This window comes from Thermoanaerobacterium aotearoense (assembly GCF_009905255.1).
Classification (GTDB): Bacteria; Bacillota; Thermoanaerobacteria; order Thermoanaerobacterales; family Thermoanaerobacteraceae; genus Thermoanaerobacterium; species Thermoanaerobacterium aotearoense.
This window is the reverse complement of record NZ_CP047602.1, coordinates 719996-738755: the sequence shown is the minus strand read 5'-3', so window position 1 is coordinate 738755 and position 18760 is coordinate 719996. Positions and strand designations below refer to the sequence as shown.

General features: G+C 34.6%; 15 protein-coding genes. 1 reads left to right on the top strand and 14 read right to left on the bottom strand.

Annotated elements, in window-relative coordinates:
- Nucleotides 1–57: 57 nt before the first annotated feature.
- The 9 genes from GSH73_RS03580 to GSH73_RS03540 form a co-directional block, all read right to left on the bottom strand.
- A complete protein-coding gene (locus GSH73_RS03580; RefSeq protein ID WP_233432488.1) occupies nucleotides 58–3357 on the bottom strand; it encodes a UvrD-helicase domain-containing protein in 3300 nt (1099 codons plus the stop codon).
- On the bottom strand, nucleotides 3260–6373 hold the full coding sequence (locus GSH73_RS03575) for a PD-(D/E)XK nuclease family protein (RefSeq protein ID WP_014759355.1): 3114 nt from the start codon (nucleotides 6371–6373) through the stop codon (nucleotides 3260–3262). The genes GSH73_RS03580 and GSH73_RS03575 overlap by 98 nt, the downstream gene beginning before the upstream one ends.
- A gap of 135 nt (nucleotides 6374–6508) precedes the next feature.
- Nucleotides 6509–8068: a citramalate synthase gene (cimA, locus tag GSH73_RS03570; protein WP_014759356.1), complete on the bottom strand. Its 1560-nt coding sequence runs from the start codon at nucleotides 8066–8068 to the stop codon at nucleotides 6509–6511.
- Nucleotides 8069–8135: 67 nt separating this feature from the next.
- Complete coding sequence (locus tag GSH73_RS03565; RefSeq protein WP_014759357.1) at nucleotides 8136–8963, bottom strand: ABC transporter ATP-binding protein; 828 nt, start codon at nucleotides 8961–8963, stop codon at nucleotides 8136–8138.
- Nucleotides 8923–9576: a hypothetical protein gene (locus GSH73_RS03560; protein ID WP_014759358.1), complete on the bottom strand. Its 654-nt coding sequence runs from the start codon at nucleotides 9574–9576 to the stop codon at nucleotides 8923–8925. Before GSH73_RS03560 ends, GSH73_RS03565 begins: the two co-directional genes overlap by 41 nt.
- On the bottom strand, nucleotides 9569–9925 hold the full coding sequence (locus tag GSH73_RS03555) for a GntR family transcriptional regulator (RefSeq protein WP_014759359.1): 357 nt from the start codon (nucleotides 9923–9925) through the stop codon (nucleotides 9569–9571). The genes GSH73_RS03560 and GSH73_RS03555 overlap by 8 nt, the downstream gene beginning before the upstream one ends.
- Before the next feature lie 7 nt (nucleotides 9926–9932).
- Nucleotides 9933–11036: a hypothetical protein gene (locus tag GSH73_RS03550; protein ID WP_014759360.1), complete on the bottom strand. Its 1104-nt coding sequence runs from the start codon at nucleotides 11034–11036 to the stop codon at nucleotides 9933–9935.
- A gap of 115 nt (nucleotides 11037–11151) precedes the next feature.
- Nucleotides 11152–11733 (bottom strand): YdeI/OmpD-associated family protein, encoded by a 582-nt coding sequence (locus GSH73_RS03545; RefSeq protein WP_014759361.1) that lies wholly within the window; start codon nucleotides 11731–11733, stop codon nucleotides 11152–11154.
- Nucleotides 11734–11761: 28 nt separating this feature from the next.
- Entirely contained in the window at nucleotides 11762–12778 is a 1017-nt protein-coding gene (locus tag GSH73_RS03540; RefSeq protein ID WP_014759362.1) for an alpha-hydroxy-acid oxidizing protein, read from the bottom strand.
- Between the two features lie 151 nt (nucleotides 12779–12929).
- On the opposite strand from GSH73_RS03540, the gene GSH73_RS03535 reads away from it, so the two are divergent.
- Complete coding sequence (locus GSH73_RS03535) at nucleotides 12930–13547, top strand: nitroreductase family protein (protein ID WP_014759363.1); 618 nt, start codon at nucleotides 12930–12932, stop codon at nucleotides 13545–13547.
- Nucleotides 13548–13577: 30 nt separating this feature from the next.
- On the opposite strand, the gene yfcE is transcribed toward GSH73_RS03535, so the two are convergent.
- From yfcE to GSH73_RS03510, 5 genes are all read right to left on the bottom strand, one after another.
- Nucleotides 13578–14129 (bottom strand): phosphodiesterase, encoded by a 552-nt coding sequence (yfcE, locus tag GSH73_RS03530; RefSeq protein WP_014759364.1) that lies wholly within the window; start codon nucleotides 14127–14129, stop codon nucleotides 13578–13580.
- Nucleotides 14130–14178: 49 nt separating this feature from the next.
- Nucleotides 14179–14673 carry a preQ(1) synthase gene (queF, locus tag GSH73_RS03525; RefSeq protein WP_014759365.1) on the bottom strand — a complete coding sequence of 165 codons (495 nt, stop codon included), beginning with the start codon at nucleotides 14671–14673 and terminating at the stop codon, nucleotides 14179–14181.
- Nucleotides 14674–14688: 15 nt separating this feature from the next.
- Nucleotides 14689–15177: a QueT transporter family protein gene (locus tag GSH73_RS03520; protein WP_014759366.1), complete on the bottom strand. Its 489-nt coding sequence runs from the start codon at nucleotides 15175–15177 to the stop codon at nucleotides 14689–14691.
- A 211-nt stretch (nucleotides 15178–15388) separates the two neighbouring features.
- Nucleotides 15389–16288 carry a UTP--glucose-1-phosphate uridylyltransferase GalU gene (gene galU, locus GSH73_RS03515; protein ID WP_014759367.1) on the bottom strand — a complete coding sequence of 300 codons (900 nt, stop codon included), beginning with the start codon at nucleotides 16286–16288 and terminating at the stop codon, nucleotides 15389–15391.
- A gap of 162 nt (nucleotides 16289–16450) precedes the next feature.
- Complete coding sequence (locus GSH73_RS03510) at nucleotides 16451–18670, bottom strand: YhgE/Pip domain-containing protein (RefSeq protein WP_014759368.1); 2220 nt, start codon at nucleotides 18668–18670, stop codon at nucleotides 16451–16453.
- Between the last annotated feature and the right edge of the window lie 90 nt (nucleotides 18671–18760).

Sequence of the window (18760 nt, the reverse complement as noted above, 5' to 3'; positions counted from 1 at the left end):
CCCCCCATTAAATAATACTTAACCATATTATTACATATTACAAACAAAAATCCAATACTATTTGCAAATTTTGTTGTAGGAACACATACTGCAATATTCACTTTTTCGCTTGACATATTCTTCAATCCCTTTGGTGCCTAATAAAAATGGTGCAGCCTCACGTATTTTCCCTAATGTCTCCATGACGTAAAAATCTGAAATATCAACTTGAATATATTTTCCCACATCTAAAAAGTACAAAAAAGCACCTTTCAAAATTGGTGAAAAACCACCGATGGTTTTTAATCGCCGTAAAGCATACGAATAAACATGAATCTGTGGTGTATAATGTCTTGCTATTTTCTCCAAATCATCATTGCTATCTATTTTATTTGTCTTATAGTCAAAAATGTATGCTTCAATGTTTCCATCATTTTCGTATATGTCGATTCTGTCGATTACTCCGTTTAAATTTATGTTGTCGTCTATGGGCACCCTAAATTTATACTCCTTTAATCTTTTTAGTAGTCTGCCGTTTATCCTCTTTCTACGTTCATCTTCCAGCATGTAGTAATTGTCAAGATACCTTTTGATGCTTTCATCACTGGCACTACCTGCATCAATAAAGTCATCATCATCTAAAGTTTCAAGTATCTTATGAATAATCGTCCCTCTCTCTAAAGCACTTATTTTCTCATCATTTTTTGAGTAAATATCATCGCTGTTTTCATCTGATTCCACATATTTATCATCAAGCGACGCAATACATTTATAATAGTAAAGCATAGGGCACATCAGATAATCAATATATGCAGTTACAGAAACGTTGCCTTTAATGCTAAGAGGTACTTTGTCTACCAATTCATCAAATAATTTTATTTTGTTTACATCTTCATCCAATCCTTTCACATCATAAGGTTTGTTTTTTGCACATGATTGTAAACAGCTGCCATCAATGTAGTCTATATTAGAACACCCATCTTTAATCGCAAACATCAACTGTTTCATAAATGAGTTAAGTTTGCTGTCTTCGTCAATGTCATCTACATTGTCTTTCTCTTGTCCTATAAAAGACAAAAATCTCTTTGCCCTCGTAGAAGCTACATAAAAAAGCCTCCTGCTCTCCATATTTTCCCTTTCAAGATACTTGTCATATTCCTCTCTATATAAACTGTTTGCCGATTTATCCAAATCTCCATCATCATTGACGCCTATACCAAAAATGTAGCCTTCTTTATTTAACATAAATAAAGGAGCCTTCCTCACAGATATGCCATCAGTAGCTTTATCCATGTCAGGTATTATTACAGCATCAAATTCAAGCCCTTTTGATGAATGAATAGTCATAATCTTAACGGCATTGCTTTCTTCCGTATCCAAAAAAGCTTCAGAGTCAAGCCCTGATGACTCTTTCAAAGCGTCTAAATACCCAATCAAATCTTTTGGATGGAGTATGCCTTTCTCTTCAAAGCTTTTGATTATGCTCTCCAATTTCTCCACATTTCTAAATTTTTGATATCCATTTGGCAAAGAAATCAAAAGTTTTTTATACTCTGTGATTTTCAAAATCGTCTTGAATATCTCGTATGGACTGTATACACCCCTCATTTTCGAAATCCTATCAAAAATGTTGCAAGCTCTTTTTATGACCAATTTATCGTCGCAAAACATGGAAGAAAAATTTTTTAAGGCTTCCAATAAATCATCTACAGATTCGCCATTGTATATATTCATGAAAGCAAATAAATCATCATCGCTAAATCCAAAAATAGGCGATCTTAAGGCTGTAAGAAGCGCAACTTCATCCGATGTATCAAAAGCCAATTTGTAAACCGAAATGATGTCGGTAATCTCCCTCTTATCCCAAAATCCAATCCCACCTATGATGCAATATGGTATGCCACAATTCGCAAGTGCGCCTTCAATGCTTTTAAGACTTGACCTGCTTCTTAAAAGTACAGCAATATCCTTATAATCAAATCTTTCGTCCACAAGCTTTAAAATCCTGCCTGCTACAATCATGCCCTGAAAATCCTTTCTTGAATTAGCCAAAGCTCCGTCTTCCATCAGCAGATCGTTCAGCTTTTCTTTATTGGCATCGTCTTTCAAAAGTTGTTTTATCTTTTTATATCTTTCATTCTTTTCATTAACTACATCATCTTTTTTATAAGTAATGAGCTCTACTTTAGGACCATCGTCGGCAAAGCTTTGGAACTTCAATTCTTCATATGGCTCAATCAAATTTTTAAAAACCTCATTGACTGTTGATATGATGTTTTTTGTGCTTCTGTAGCAATTGCTTAGATTAAGCACCTTTCCGCCTGATTCTATTCTTCTGCAAAATTCATCAAATATCCTAAAATCCGTCCCCCTAAAGCCGTATATTGACTGTTTTATATCACCTACAATAAATAATTTGCCATCCGGAATTTTCCCATCTTTTTCAGATAGCTTTAAAATAATCTCTTTTTGAATCGGATTCGTGTCTTGAAACTCATCTATGAGAATGTATTTGTACCTTTCAAAATAATCATTTCTTATGATATCGTTGGAAAGAAGTCTTAAAGCAATCATCTCTAAGTCGTTAAAGTCAAGCAAATTCTTGTCTGATTTGAATTTTCTATAATTCTCATCTATCTTCTTTAATGTAGCAAAGGCCAAAGTTTCCATGGCTTTTGTTGATTCATCGCTGTCACAAGACAATCTTATGTCTTCAACTGATATCCCAGCCTCTTTTATGCGGAAATATAAGCTTACTATTTCAGCTTGAAACATTTTTCCCGTAAATATTTTTGAAGGGTATTTTTCTAAAATAGTCTTTATAAGATATTTGTTGTTTTCATCATTTACCACTTCATCTATCGCAATTTCGGCTATCTTTTTAACTGCCGTACTGACATCCGCTTCATCCATAATGGAAAACATGGGATCAACTGAAGCTTCAGCAAAATTATCTCTTATCATTTTCTCGCAAAAGCCGTGAATTGTATCAATATTGGCAAATATCAGTGAATCTCTAAACGCCGTCCATTTTTTGCTATCCTTATCTAATTTGCACAGTGATTCTATCTCTTTTCTTATCCTTTCTTTCATTTCAGCAGCGGCTTTTCGAGTAAATGTTATTGCGACAATATTGTCAATCTTGATATCAGCTACATCATTCAAAAGCTTTATATACCTTTTAGTCAATACTCTCGTTTTGCCAGAACCAGCGCCAGCCCTTAGTGCTACGTTTTTGCTTATATCAAGAGCTTTTGATTGCTCTTGGCTTAGATCTTCTTCAATCAACATGCTGTACACCATTTTCACCTCTTTTGTTTTCACGTCTATCATACCTGCATATTGATGCATATGGACATCTGATATTAGAATCGTCATATGGACATACTTCAGGCAGATTAAAAGAACCCGTCATCATTCTGTCTGCATTTTCAATCCCCTTTTTTTCGATCCAATCAATTATCACATCAAAGCTTTCTTTGCTTAATACATCTCTCGGGCCTGCATTTCCTTTAAATAGGTATTTCTTGTATTCATCCAGCAAGATCCCATTTCTTTTGACATTTTCCACACTGTAGTACAGCAAGCCTAAACAGGATGGATTTTCGATGCCAAGCTCATTACTAAGAATTTCTTCTGCAGCCATGTAATACGTAGGTAATTGAAAATCCAAACCATCTATGCACTGCCTTAGCCCTCCTATCGTACCCAATTTGTAATCGTATATGAGGTATTTTCCTGTCAAATTGCCATCTATGCTTCGCTCTAAATCGATTCTATCTATCTTGCCGTAGAGTCTGTAACCGCCATAGTCTATCTCAAATTTCTTTTCAAACATCGAAGGAATAAGCTCAGCACCAGCCTTCTTGTAATAATTAAGCCTATTTGATATATCATCTGTTATAAGCTTAAATAAAGTGTCATACATCTCTTTTTTAAACTTTTCAAGTATGACATTATTTTTTATGCCATCTAATTTCTCACAAGTTTTATCAATCACATCTTTAAGTTTTTCTTCATTCACATCGTAGAGATCTTCATTTTTGCTGTAATACTTCATCAAAATCTCATGATATGTAGAGCCGATGTTTTTCTTGAATTCAATTGACTCATCTAAAATTTTGATGTCTAAAAGTGTCTCCACAAAAAAACTAAAAGGGCAAGCAACATAACTGTTTAAACCTGATGCGCTTAAGTGAATTCCATCAAGTATCTTTAAATTTTCCTCTTTGCGTATTTTTCCTGTGTACTCATTCATCTCATTGCTTGTCACTCTTTTTCTCTCTAATGATGACAAATAATTAATATGTTGGTACGTTTTTGCAAGGCTTGTCCTACCTGACAGAATGTTCAAATCAGCATCATCGCATTTCGAATTTGCCAAATAATACATGATTTCATCTTCGCTGGATAAATCATTTAGCTTATAAGCAAATCTATCTTTCATGTAAACAACAGGAGCAACTACTTTTTTCAGTGACATTTTATCAAAAAGACTTTCAATCTCATATACAAATGGTGATTTAATCATTTTATTTCCTTCTTTATCTGTCGTCCTATACGATATATAAACATCTCCTAAAGAAGAAGCTATGCATGAATTGAATCTTATTTTTTCCCTTTCTATTTCAAAGTTTCGACTAAATACATAAAGGTGGCTATTTCCCAAATAGGCTTCATCCTGTGAATCAAAAATCGGATTGGCAGAAGATGTGGTTGGAAAATCCCCTTCATTTGCACCAAGGATAAACACTACATCGTATCTCTGACCTCTTGCCAAGTCCGGATTTATCACTTTCACACCTTCAATGTCAAGATTTTTAATCATTATATCGCAGTTTTCCATCATGTCTAATAAGTCCTCTTGAATAGTCTCAATATCATCAGAGGAAGTTTTACCATACCGCCTTTTTAATTCCATAACATTCTTTAGAATTTGTTTCATAGCTTCTAACGCTTTTAAACTGTATACGAAATTCCTTCCGTCTATCACGCCTGATTCATACAATGACATTATGTTTAAGTCGATTTTAAGCATCTCTATGATATTTAAAATGCTTTCCAGAAACTCACTTATATCTTTATACTGCTTTTCTACAAGCATATTGATGCATTTTTTTAATTTTTCAAACTCTCCATCGTTTAATGCAGATAAAATTTTTTCTTCATAATCGTTATAAGATTCATCTATCAGCTTTGATGCTTTATTGTATACGTCTATTATTTCATTAGGCATCAGATACTTTGATTTCATTATACTGTCAAAGCTCTTAAAATCGCGATTTATCTTATATGTAATCAAACTGTAAATATCACTGGCAATCATCACTGACATTAATTTCTTTCCATCATTAAACCTTAAAGGAATGCCCATCTCGTCAAAAATGTCAATTATGCTTTCTCTGTAGTCATCAATATTCTTTACAAACACAGCAATATTTTCAGGTTTTACTTTTTCAAAGACTATCTTCTTCTTTATTAACCTTGCAGTTTCTCTTACTTCATGCTCAATCGATGGACTATTCAGCATCATAATAGTGCCATCTACGCTTTTAATAATCTCTTTTCCTGAATACAGGTATTTAGAAACTTTCTCTGCATTGCTGCCATCTGCATTTTCTTCCGTTTCCATTATTTCATTTAACCTAAATCCGATATCTAATAAGTCTTTCACGATGCCGTTTTTTATGAAGATTTCATTGTGCTCATTTTTAAATGGAATATTCACATAAATATCATGATCGCTATTTAGAGCCATCTTCTTCAATAATTGCATATTCACACCATCTAAATTTATAAAGCCATCTACAACGACAATTCCTATTCTGCTAAAGTAATTTGAAGTATCGACATATTGAATGGCGTTAACTGAAATGTCATCTACATCAATCAATCCATTCTTATTCTTGTAATCCTCATAATTAATGTAAATTTCCGCTAAATTATTCAACTTTTCCTTTAGCACATTTCTCTTTAAGCTATTGGCAATCTTTTTAATATCATTTGGGTTTAACATGTTTCTCTTTGCTGTCTTTATGAAGCTTAAGACAGATTCTAAAAATCCTGCCTTGTCTTTTACATTTTGATAGTACCCATTGTAATCAGACTTTTGCAAGATGCTTCTCAAAATTTCTTTCATCTCATAAGTCGATATTACTGTGTGATTTTTTATAAAATCGCCGCACAAAAGCTTCGCTATATCTTCAAACACAAATATATCCGCATCTACGATGCCGCCATTTAATTTGATGAACTTATCCCTTACATCAAACATAGCCTCACGGGAAGGCAATATGTATAAAACCCTTTTCCCATTTCTAATAGTTTCCATCGACTTTTCAATAAGCATATCTCTAACATTGTTGCAAAAAGGACCAAAAAATATCTCCTTCAATTTATCAGCTCCCACAAACTAAATCACATATTTATTTTATTACATATGGTAAGGCGTCTCAAGGTAAAATTGCGTATTAAAAAAGACTGATGCACCATGAACTATTCAGTCATTTGTGCAGCAGTCCCTTTTTCGTCATTTTTTATTAAGCTTATACTCTATTGAATCTACAAGCGCTATCCAACTGGCATCTATTATATCTGTCGATACGCCAATGGTGCTCCAGACTTCGTTTCCATCGGACGACTCTATTATTACCCTTACTTTCGCTGCTGTAGCAGAATTAGAGTCCAATACTCTTACTTTGTAGTCTGTAAGTTTCATCTCCTTGACTTCCGGGTAAAATCTTTCTAAAGCCTTTCTGACTGCCTTATCAAGTGCGTTTACAGGTCCGTCGCCTTCTGCAGCGGTTATTTCTTCTTGCCCGTCTACTTCTATCTTTATGAGGGCAGACGAATTTACATCATCAACAGATGGTTCATTGACTATGACTTTAAATTCTATAAGCCTAAATGAGGGTTTATACAGTCCCAAAGTCTTCAATATCAGAAGCTTTAACGAGCCTTCAGCGCCTTCGTACTTATATCCCTTAGATTCCATTTCCTTTAGCTTGTCTAATATCTCTTTCGTCTTATCAGAGTCACGGTCTATTGTTGGATCAACTTCATTCACTATGCCTATCAAAGCGCTTCTGCCGGCTACTTCTGACAATAAAAGCACTCTTTCATTGCCGACAAGCTCTGGATCAATGATTTCATACGATCTCGTGTTTTTGCAAACAGCATCTGAATGCATACCAGCCTTATGGGCAAATGCATTTCTCCCTACGTACGGTGCTCTTTCATCCGGCGCCGCATTGGCTATTTCGCTTACTCTTCTTGAAAGCACTGTAAGCTCTCTCATTTTGTCGTCTTCAACGCATTTTATTCCTTTTTTAAATTGCAAGTTTGGCAAAATTGTGCACAGATTCGCGTTTCCACATCTTTCACCATATCCATTTATCGTTCCTTGGACTTGTATTGCACCTGCTTCTACAGCCATTATAGAATTGGCAACAGCCATACCATTGTCATTGTGAGCGTGTATGCCTATCTCACAATCAAATTTATCTACAACCTTTTTGGTTATATCATATATTTCTGTAGGAAACATGCCACCTTTTGTATCGCAAAGGCAGATGCTGTCTGCTCCTGCATCATACGCCACCTGAAGGGTTTTCAATGCGTAATCAGGATTTTCCACAAAGCCATCATAAAAATGTTCTGCATCGAATACGACTTTTTTACCCCGATTTTTCAAGTAATTTATCGTATCATATATCATATTGAGATTTTCATCTAAAGTCGTTCGCAATATCTCGCTAACATGGAAGTCCCATGATTTTCCAAATACTGCCACATACTCTGTCTCTGCCAATAAAAGCGAACTGACATTGGCGTCTTTCTCCACCGGCGTGTTTGCCCGCCTTGTGCTGCCAAATGCTATCAACTTGGAATTTTTCAAACTTTTTCTTTTTATAATATCGAAAAACTCCATGTCTTTAGGATTGGAACCAGGATTTCCAGCTTCAATGTAATCTACGCCAAAGTCGTCTAAAAGCTCAACAATCTTTATTTTATCTGATACTGTAAAGGAAATCCCCTGTGATTGAGCTCCATCTCTCAATGTAGAATCATAAATAACAATGTTTTTCACTTCAATGTCCCCCTTTGAACATATTCAACTATATCTATATATAAAGATATTTTATCAAATCAAATCATCAAAGTGAATAACTTGTTTGAAAAATTTCATCTGTGCTTTTTAAATAGCCCACAATAATTTGATTTAAACGAGGGTAATCGCCCACATCTTCATCTGTCTTAACCAAAACCTCGTCATTAATTACGGCTATAACTTTCATGTCCTTTACATTTTTGTTTGCACTTAGTATCCTATGCTTTTGTTTCGCTTCATCTATTGAATCGGTGTAAATTATTCTCCCGTTTTTTATAATAGCAAAGCTTGAAGCGTACTCCTCCAACTCGTATATCTCGTGTGAAGAAAGCAATACAGTTCCTTTTTTGTCATTGACATATTCTTTTATCATTTCTATAAGCTCAAATCTTACTGCTGGATCAAGGTGTTGAGTTGGTTCATCGAGAATAATGAGTTTTGCATTTGTAGAAAAAGCTAAAATCGACATCAAAATCGTCTTTTGTCCTTCCGAAAATTTTTGCATCTCTTGTTTTAAATTAAATCCATATCGCGATATGAGGCTTTTAAAAAAGTTGTCATCCCAATTTGGGTAAAGCGTCTCATATATCTTTCGATAATTTTCTAAACTTAAATTAGCAAAAACCTTTCTGTTTTCTGAAACAAACGCCATATCTGTTTTAAGTTTTGTGCTAAAAGGCTGCCCAAAAATGAATATTTCGCCTGCATCTTTTCCTATAATGCCCATTATACATTTTAATGTGGTGGTTTTCCCTGCACCATTAGGCCCAACAAGTGCGATTATTTCTCCTTCTGCCACAGAAAAGCTTACGTCTGATATAATTTGTTTGCCATCAATTTGTTTGCTTAAATTTATTACTTCCAAAGCTTTCATGGTGGTTTTCACCATCCTTTCGCGTATATACTAAATAGCTAATAAAACAAATCAATATTGAAAATACCAGTGACATAGCCAAATTCCCTTGCTTTGAAAAACTTATCAAACTGTAAGGATTAAAATTAGAACTATTTATATCAGGTGTGCCAAAATTGCCTAAAATTGCATCGAAAATCACTGCAATAAAGCTAAAAACTACTGCGTCAACATTAAATTCGGAGAGTATAATCTGAATCCCAAATATTGAAAATATTAAAATCAAACTTCTTAAAATAAAGTCTAATTTTTCAATAATTGTATTGCCCAATAAAATTTCTCCAAAAGCAGAAGTGGCAAAAACGGCAAGACACAAAAAAATCAGGTTGAAATTAAACAATTCTTTTTTGGAAAAAGGCAAAGAATACAGAAGTTCAGCATTTTGATGCCGTATATCATATATCAGCAGCGATGATGATAAAAACAGTATTGCAAACTCCTTGACAAAAAAACTTGGCAATAAAAGTATCAACATCAAAATTGCAATTCTTCCTGTTTTTTCCGTTAATTCTTTTTCAAGATAAACGTCCATCTTTTTAAGCTCTAAGGTAAAGCTGCTTTTATAGTCACTCATTTTTCCAGACCTCCTCAAATATCAATATGGCCGTATAATAATCTATACTATTGTCTTTTAACTTAGCTACACATGTTTTTATTATCTCTATAACCTTTTTATCTACATCAAAATCTTTTTTAACAAAGTATCCTACACCTTGTTCAGCTTCAATATACCCTTCTGATTTTAACTTTTCCAATGCTTTTAATACAGTATTTATATTCACATCAAAGATTTGTTGCAATTCACGTATTGAAGATAGCTGCGATCCTTTTTGAAGGTTTCCAAGCAAAATTTCTGATTTTATCATATTCGTTATCTGCAGATAGGCAGGAACTCCACTGTGTTTGTCTACTTTTCTCAACATTTTGCAATCACTCTTTAGTTATTTTTATAAAACCGGAAGTATTGATGTCTACAGGTGCTTTATTCTTATTTATTACAGTTAATGTCCCGCCTGTCGAATTTACAGTAAGATTTCCTCTTTCATTGCTGCTGTTTAAAATAGCGATTCTACCGTAAAGTCCAGTTGCATTAATATTTAGCTCACTAAATCTCGACATCTCATTTATAGCTAAACCTGTTGAATTAACAATTATTTTGTTAAAATCTAATTCTCCATTCAGAGTTGTACCAGAACTATTAATGTTCAAGACCTTTCCCTTTAAATTCCCGGTCACTTTAAGTCCGGCACAACTTAAATACACATCATTATTAGAAGATATATTGCCATTTATTGAAGAACCTGCAGAATTTAAACTGAAATTATTGAAATTACCGCTTCCAGTGATCTCAATACCTGCAGATCTTATATCTACAGCCTCATTTGGATTAGTTCCCAATTCGATCACATAAGTGACGTTTTGCTTTGGAGTTTTTTCAAAAACTGTCAAATTTCCATTATCGCTTTCCACATTCAATTCGGATGGAATGTAAATAGTGTCATCATTTGTAAACTTTATTTCTATTCCACCTTTTACTGATAAGTTGACATTCTTTACATCTTTTAATGATATTTTCTTATCAGGCATTATTCTTTCGCTTCCATCAATGCGTAGGCTATTATCCACTGTGCTCTTTACGTCTATTGGAAAACTGTTTGTTATCCGCAATACGCTATTTGATACGCTCCCAACACCTTGATATGAGTATAGTCCTACAAGCCCTAATGCAACAAGTCCAAAAAGTATAACCGCAATCCCTATTGATATAAGGGAAGAGCTCCTTTTAATGGGAAAGATGCTTATTAAAAGTCCAAAAGCCCCGATAGCCATCAACATCTTGACAGAAAACCATGGCATAATCCAAGCTAAAAATATACATACCAATGAGAAGATCAGCCTCACCATTCTGCTTTCATTAAATCTCTTAAGCAATTGCATATTAAACGTCTTTTTAGAAATGACAACTGCAAACCCAACAAGAATCACGATAATCGATAAAAGGAAGACAATTGCTTCAATCAAATTATTTCTCATAAAACAACCTCCTTAAGTTTTATACTGTTATATAATTATATAACACTATAATACATAAATGTCAATAGCCTTTACAATGTTTTATAAAAATAAAATAGGCGGAAACATCCGCCGTTTAGTCATTTAATCCCTTTCCGCTTAAGATTTTTCCTATATATTTATCAACTCTTGCCTCTCTCGTCTTAGATTGCTTCGGTTGCGAAAAATAAATAATGTACGCCCTCTGCCGCCCAGGGGTCAATGCAAAAAAAGCTGATTTTAAAATAGGATCTTCATCCAATTTAATCTGAAATTCATAAGGTATTTTAGTCTCATCGTTCTTTTTAAAATCTACTTTCATTCCCAGCTTTTCAATTTCAATCGCTTTAGTGATGTATTCCTTTAAAACATCCTCTTTCTCGGCAATTTCTTCAATGCTTTTAAACCTGATCTGTCGAGATGCCTGAGAATTTTCGCCAGGTTTAATTAAGATTCCTTTTTCATCATTTAGCAAAGAGCCCTTGAAGAATGAAATCGCACAGTATTCCTTAAATCCTATCAATATGGCTATATTGCTTTTATTGTATGAATAACATGGCTTACCCCATTTTAAATCTTCCTCTAATTGAAACTCCAACATTATTTCTCTTAACTTTTCCAACTCATCTTTCCAGTTTGAAACTTTTTCTAAATACTCATCAACTTTAGGATTTGTCATAAAATTACCTCATTTCTATCTTTTCATATCAGCTTGCTTTATACACTTCTGGCACGTTCTTTAAGTCTTTGCATCCAGTGAGGATCATGGCCTGATACAGCTCGTCAGCAACCTTGTTGAGATAAAACTCTATGGCTTCTCTTCCTCCTCCATGTGCAGCAATCATTATAGGTCTTCCTATTAAGACGGCTTTTGCTCCCAATGACAGCATCTTTAAAACATCTATGCCTGTTCTTACGCCGCCATCCACCAATACATCGATTTTGTCACCAACAGCTTTTGTAATGTCAGGTAGGACATCGGCAGTTCCCATCGTGTGATCTAATACTCTTCCTCCATGATTTGAAACGACAATTGCCTTTACACCTGCTTCTGCCGCAATCATCGCCTCTTCTGCCGTCATGATACCCTTTAATATTAAAGGAAGCTCAATATTTTCAACTATCATCTCGATCTCTTTTCTCGATTTTGGACCCACAAACTGACCGCTTTTTATCATCATGATAAGCCCTGCTCCATCCACATCAACGCCAAACGCCACAGCTCCTGCTTCTTTGGCAATCTTCGCCTTCTCTATTATTTCTTCTACTGTCCGGGGTTTAGAAAATGGTATTCCTAAAACACCTGTTGATTTTATAGCATCGATGCCTGCAGGATACATGTCCTTATCATTAGCATCACCAGACATAAATATGGTTCCTACATTTTTGCACGCCTCTGCAACCATCATATCGTATTCACGTTCAGACAAATATCCGCCTGCATTTCCCTTAAGCCCTGTCATTGGAGCAGCTAAAACAGGCATCTTGACTTGAAAGCCAAAAAGTGATGTGGTTATGTCAGGCTTTAGAACATCGTGAAGCGTCTTCAACTTGACTTTCCATCTGTCTAAAGCCTTTACGTTTTCGATAAATCCATTTCCCGTACCTGTACCGCCCATACCAGGGACTTCACCAGCACATGCAATGCCGTCACATCTTTTGCATCCCCTGCAATAGCCTTTCATGTTTTCCCTTGCTTTTTCCCTTATCTCATTCCAATCCATAAAAAGACCTCCAATGCAAAATTTTGTCCACATATATTATACAACTTTTTTCGATCTAATCATATTTCATAGTATGTCTATCCGATTTCTTTGTTTTTCGAAAAACATGTGATATAATTTAGGTGTAATTTCAAAATTAGGAGGAAATATTATGAAAGATTTAAAAGAAGTGTTCGAAGAAAGGCGTTCTGTTAATTTCTTTGATAAGAATAAAGAACTTGATGAGGATACATTAAAAAAAATAATTGACTTAGCAGTTTTGGCCCCATCTGCATTTAACTTGCAACCTTGGGAGATAATCGCTGTAAAGTCAAAGGAAGCAAAGGAAAAACTTTACGATGTCGCATTGAAACAGCCAAAGATTCTTGATGCGCCGGTCACTTTAATCATGATAGGCGATAAAAACGCATATAAGGAAGATAATCCTGCATGGTGGTACATGAGAGACGTGGGAATTCCTGATGACAAGATACAAGGCAGCATCGATTTTGCTAAAAACATGCTGTACAATACAGACCTAAAAGCAAACAATTTTGCCGTCAGAAATACATCACTCTTAAGCATGTCCATAATGTACGCTGCAAAATACTACGGAGTTGACTCACATGCGATGATCGGCTTTGAGGAAGATAAGTTAAAAGAAGCCTTTGGTATACCTGATGACAAGGTCGTAGTGATGCTTATATCTATCGGGTACTTTGATGAAAGCAAAACGCTTTATCCAAGGTTAAAGAGAAATGGATATGAAAAGATAGTAAAAGTTGTATAGATATGATTAAAACCACCTATTTAGGTGGTTTTAATTTTTGATTTCAATTATCTTATTACCTGTATCTATGTCTAAAATATAGATGCCATTGTCATCAATTATGCTTATAGTGTTTATTCTATCGTCTCTTTTGCTTAATGATGTAGAACCTGGATTTACAATGATGCAATCGTCATGTTTCTTCAACACCGGAATATGAGTATGTCCAGTAATAAAATAATCAAGCTTGTACCTGAAAATTAAATTCTGTATTTCGTCTTGACTTATATGATCACCGTGCTGTACTAAAAACCTTTTATTTTCAATCATTGCAAAGACGTAAGGCGATTGAATAGGAACATTCAATACCATTTGGTCTACAGATGCATCACAGTTTCCCCTCGAAATCAAAATAGGTATTTTGCAATCATTTATGGCATCAATAAGTTTCTTAGGATTATATCCAGATGGAATATCATTTCTGGGACCATGATACAAGACATCCCCTGCATGCAGTATCAAATCAGCATCATGAAGATAGCTAATGGCTTTTTCCCATGATGCATAATCGCCGTGTGTATCGCTTATTATCCCGATTTTCATGTATTGCATCTCCTTTAGCGCCAACTGATATCTATATTATATCACAAAATCACCTGTTATCCACTTTTTCAGGATACATGTCGTGGTAAAAAAGCCTTTTTTGAGCCACATCTTCCCATTTCGTTCCAGGCTTTCCGTAGTTGCAATATGGATCTATCGATATTCCACCTCTTGGCGTAAACTTGCCCCAAACTTCGATGTATTTTGGATCCAACAGTTTTATTAAATCTTTCATGATTATATTTACGCAGTCTTCATGAAAATCACCGTGATTTCTAAAGCTAAAAAGATAAAGTTTTAGAGATTTACTTTCAACCATCAGTTTGTCTGGAACATATGAAATGTATATTGTAGCAAAGTCAGGCTGTCCAGTCTTAGGGCAAAGGCTTGTGAATTCAGGACAATTGAACTTTACAAAATAGTCATTCTCTTGATGTTTATTAGGAAATGTCTCAAGCAAAGATGGATCGTAATCGAAAATATATTTAGTCTCTTTATTCCCTAATTGAGATAATCCGTTAAGCTCTTTCTCATCTCTCGGCATGATACTCACACTCCATCATAATTTGTTTTTCAACTGTTTGACTAACAGTACACCTACAATTCCCGGTATAATCTGACCTACTGTAACGCTTATAGCCAATATGTGATACGGTATTTTAAGCAAAACAGAAAGCCAAATTGGCACTATAAGGCCTGGAAATAATATTATAGGAATAGAGATAAACCAATCGTTTAGACGATACTTTCTAATAAGGTAAACTGCATACGACGTTAATATGCCTACGAAAAAGCCTCCAATCATATCAGGAAGCCCTAAGCCTCCCATTAAAATATTGCTAAGCATATTGCTTAACCCCATCGGCAATATCAAAAATGGGAAAATAGCAGACAATGCATAAATCGATGTTGCTATTCTTATCTGGTACTGGCCAAAAGCGAAATTTTGTGTAAAGTACATTACAACAAGGTACAATGCCATTACCAATCCAGATATGGTCAATTTTTGAGTAAGACTGTACTTCTTTTTTAAAAATCCTCCGTTCACACTATACCTCCTAAAATTTCCAGTTATCACATCCTTCCATAAACATAATGAAAAAAGAGCACAGCCCACCTGTGCTCATATATGCAAACTTTTGATTTGCAATGCCCGTAGTTTTGTTTATAGACAGGATGGTTTCGAACTGTCTTATTCAATTACTTATTTATTTTAACATCTCTATAAGATTTACACAAGACTTTTTTATTTATCCATATCATGATTGAACTAAAATTTCTTCGCGATTATCATAAGTGTTTACAATCTCTACAAGATATTTTCTAAATTCATCCTTCAAATCATCTCGCTTTAAGGCGTACTCTATCGTTGCCTTCAAGTACCCCATCTTGTCTCCTACGTCGTACCTTTTCCCTTCGAAATTATACGCGTATATGGCTTCATACTCCAATAGCACTTTAAGGGCATCTGTAAGCTGTATCTCTCCTCCTGCTCCAGGTTTTATATCTTCCAATATCTCAAATATCTTGGGCGATATTATATACCTTCCCAATATCGCCATGTTCGATGGCGCTTCATCTATCCTTGGCTTCTCTATTAAGTTGTTTACTCTATAAAGCCTATCATCAATCATGTTGGCGTCTACTATGCCGTATTTGTCTACTTCGCTCTTTGGCACCTCTTGCACGCCTATTATCGAGCAGTTGTACCTTTCATACTGCTCTATCATCTGCTTTAATACGGGTACTTCTGCATCAACTATGTCATCTCCTAATAAAACTGCAAACGGCTCATCGCCTACAAATGTTCTGGCACAGTAGATGGCATGTCCCAATCCTTTTGGCTCTTTCTGCCTTATATAATGTATGTCAACCATGTTTGTTATGTCTTCAACGAGGCTTAAAAGATTTTCTTTGCCTTTCTTCTTAAGCTCTAATTCTAATTCCACTGATTTGTCGAAGTGGTCTTCTATGGCTCTTTTATTTCTTCCGGTTATTATGAGTATGTCTTCTATGCCTGAGTTTACAGCTTCTTCAACTATATACTGAATCGTAGGTTTGTCTACTATTGGCAGCATCTCTTTTGGCTGTGCTTTTGTTGCAGGCAAAAACCTTGTCCCAAGCCCTGCCGCAGGTATTATCGCTTTTCTTATTTTCATGCGTATTCCCCCATCAAAAAATATTTATTGAAGCAATAACGTATAAAACAAAAAGCATGGCGAGCCGCTACAAAGCAAACTAATCTCGCAATGCTCTATATAAGAATTATAATCACTGATTGTTTCAAAATTATTAAATATTTGTGTGAATCTTATGTGAATTTAATTTGCCGCATTTAACTTTTCATCAATTTTATTCTTATCTCCTACTTTACCCGACAACAAAATTGACAAAAGCATAAATAAAACCCCGAAACATGATAAGATAAATAAATCATGAGCAATCAATCCAATATTAGAGCCTGAAATGGCCTCTCTCAATGCTTGAGTGCCATATGTCATTGGGAAAAATGGATTTAAAATATTAAAGAATTTCGGCTCTAATTCCATAGGGAATACGCCACCAGATGATGTCAACTGCAGCATCAAAAGCACAACAGCGAAGAATTTTCCTGCCATGCCAAGAAGCATTACAAAAAAGCCGATAATAAACACAAAAACCACAGACATTACAGCATTTATAATATAATAGTAGAACAAATTGTTTACAGGCAATTTAAGTGCTTCTATCAACACAAAACCAGAAACTATCGATTGAAAAATGCCTAAAATGCTTAAACTCAAAAGCTTACCTAAAACAATTGAAGCATTGCTAATATCCTTATAGCCGTTTTTATCGTAAATATCAATTATAAAGAATAAAATCAATGCACCAACCCAAAGTGATAAAGGTATAAAATAGGGTGTAAATCCTATGCCATAATTTGCTACTGGATTTAATCTCTTGGTATCAAGAATAATAGGTTCATTTATCATGTTCTTTTTCTCATCACCGGTACCCATCACTTCTATTTTGTCAGTTGCATCCTTAAGCTTTTTGTAAAGAAGATCTTGATTTTTGTATAGTTTCTCCATGTTCAATTGTATCTGCTTGCTGCCATTAGATACCGTCATCAACCCATTATTTAAGTCTTTAGAGCCATTGTATAAACTAAAAGCACCTTGTTTTAACGCATTAAGTCCATCATTAAGTTTTAAAAGCCCAGATGTAATGTCGCCCATCTTTTGATCTAACAATGATATTCCATTTGCATACTGAGAAATTCCATTGCTTAAATTATTTTCACCATTTATAATTTGTGCTGCAACTGACTGCAGCTTAGATACTCCATCATTTAATTTGTCATATCCAATTGCTAAATTATTGGTAGCACTGTCTAATTTTTTAAGAGAGTCATTCAATGCATTCATTTTAGCCTTGTTTGTTTCAAGTCCATTGATTATCTGTTTTAATCCTAAATTAGATTCTGACACAACAGTAATCGCCGTCTTAAAATCCGCATCTGACATGGCCTCAGGATGTTTATCGACATAATTGTTTAATGCAACAACAGCGCTGTCCAAATTTGTTTGAATGCTGTTCAATCCATCGCTTACTGAATCGAATTCTGTTAAAAATGACGATAGACTCTGGTAGATTTGATCATAACCGTTTGTCACAGCAGTTGAACCGCTTTTCAATTGGTTTATGCTATTGCTTATTGCATCGAGGCCCTCTTTCACTCCATTTAAGCCGTTTTTTAGGTTATTCATTCCATTTAAAATCAAATTGCTGTTTTTGTCTACTTCATCTAATTTCTGAGACAAAATCTGAGCACCGTTTGATAAATTTGAAGCGCCATAAGATGCGTTATTTGCCCCAATGCTTAAATTGTACAATCCATCTTTAAATTGATTTGTACCAACTAAAGCTTTGTTAATGCCATCATTTAATTTTGAAACACCGTCATTTAGCATTTTAGCGCCATCCGATAATTGTTTTTCCGCCAAAGAGGCTTGTTTTAAACCATCGCCCATGTTTTTAACGTTTGAAAAAACAGTATCTATATAGCTTTTCCTTATCGTATCAGATATTTTTTGCGTCAAATTTTCTACGGCCTTGTTTCCAAGCTGAGTCGCCAGAAAATTCTTTTTGTCATTTGTCATATACTGAATATGAGCCTTTTCTACAGTATTGCCGTTGACACTTAAAATATTTTTAGAAAAGTCTTTAGGTATCACTATCATAAAATAATATTTATTGCCTTTTAAACCATTTAAACCATCATCGTAGTTTACAAAACTCCATTTAAAATCATGATTATTTTTTAATTCCTTTACAATGTCGTCTCCAAAATTTTTATATTTTCCGTCGTACAGTACACTTTTATCCTGATTCACAACTGCAACTGGAAGTTTGTCTAACTTGCCATATGGATCCCAAAATGCATACAAATAAAGAAAACTGTACAATAGTGGCATAAAAATAATCACTATGACTGCTAATCTAATAAATCTGTTTTGAGCCAATCTCTTGAGCTCGTTAAAGATCACATTTAACATAAATACACCTCCAATACTTTTATACTGACCGGTCAGTTCTAACTTATTATAGTATCTTTGATTTTAAAAGTCAATAAAAAATCCATTATA

Excerpts from the sequence above, each read along its gene's own strand:
- GSH73_RS03555 (WP_014759359.1), bottom strand. The coding sequence starts at position 9,925 with ATGTTGAGAAAAGTAGACAAACACAGTGGAGTTCCTGCCTATCTGCAG.
- GSH73_RS03535 (WP_014759363.1), top strand. The coding sequence starts at position 12,930 with ATGAAAGATTTAAAAGAAGTGTTCGAAGAAAGGCGTTCTGTTAATTTC.
- yfcE (WP_014759364.1), bottom strand. The coding sequence starts at position 14,129 with ATGAAAATCGGGATAATAAGCGATACACACGGCGATTATGCATCATGG.
- GSH73_RS03510 (WP_014759368.1), bottom strand. The coding sequence starts at position 18,670 with ATGTTAAATGTGATCTTTAACGAGCTCAAGAGATTGGCTCAAAACAGA.
- GSH73_RS03545 (WP_014759361.1), bottom strand. The coding sequence starts at position 11,733 with ATGACAAATCCTAAAGTTGATGAGTATTTAGAAAAAGTTTCAAACTGG.
- GSH73_RS03565 (WP_014759357.1), bottom strand. The coding sequence starts at position 8,963 with ATGAAAGCTTTGGAAGTAATAAATTTAAGCAAACAAATTGATGGCAAA.
- GSH73_RS03580 (WP_233432488.1), bottom strand. The coding sequence starts at position 3,357 with ATGACGATTCTAATATCAGATGTCCATATGCATCAATATGCAGGTATG.
- GSH73_RS03560 (WP_014759358.1), bottom strand. The coding sequence starts at position 9,576 with ATGAGTGACTATAAAAGCAGCTTTACCTTAGAGCTTAAAAAGATGGAC.
- GSH73_RS03540 (WP_014759362.1), bottom strand. The coding sequence starts at position 12,778 with ATGGATTGGAATGAGATAAGGGAAAAAGCAAGGGAAAACATGAAAGGC.
- GSH73_RS03550 (WP_014759360.1), bottom strand. The coding sequence starts at position 11,036 with ATGAGAAATAATTTGATTGAAGCAATTGTCTTCCTTTTATCGATTATC.
- galU (WP_014759367.1), bottom strand. The coding sequence starts at position 16,288 with ATGAAAATAAGAAAAGCGATAATACCTGCGGCAGGGCTTGGGACAAGG.
- queF (WP_014759365.1), bottom strand. The coding sequence starts at position 14,673 with ATGCCGAGAGATGAGAAAGAGCTTAACGGATTATCTCAATTAGGGAAT.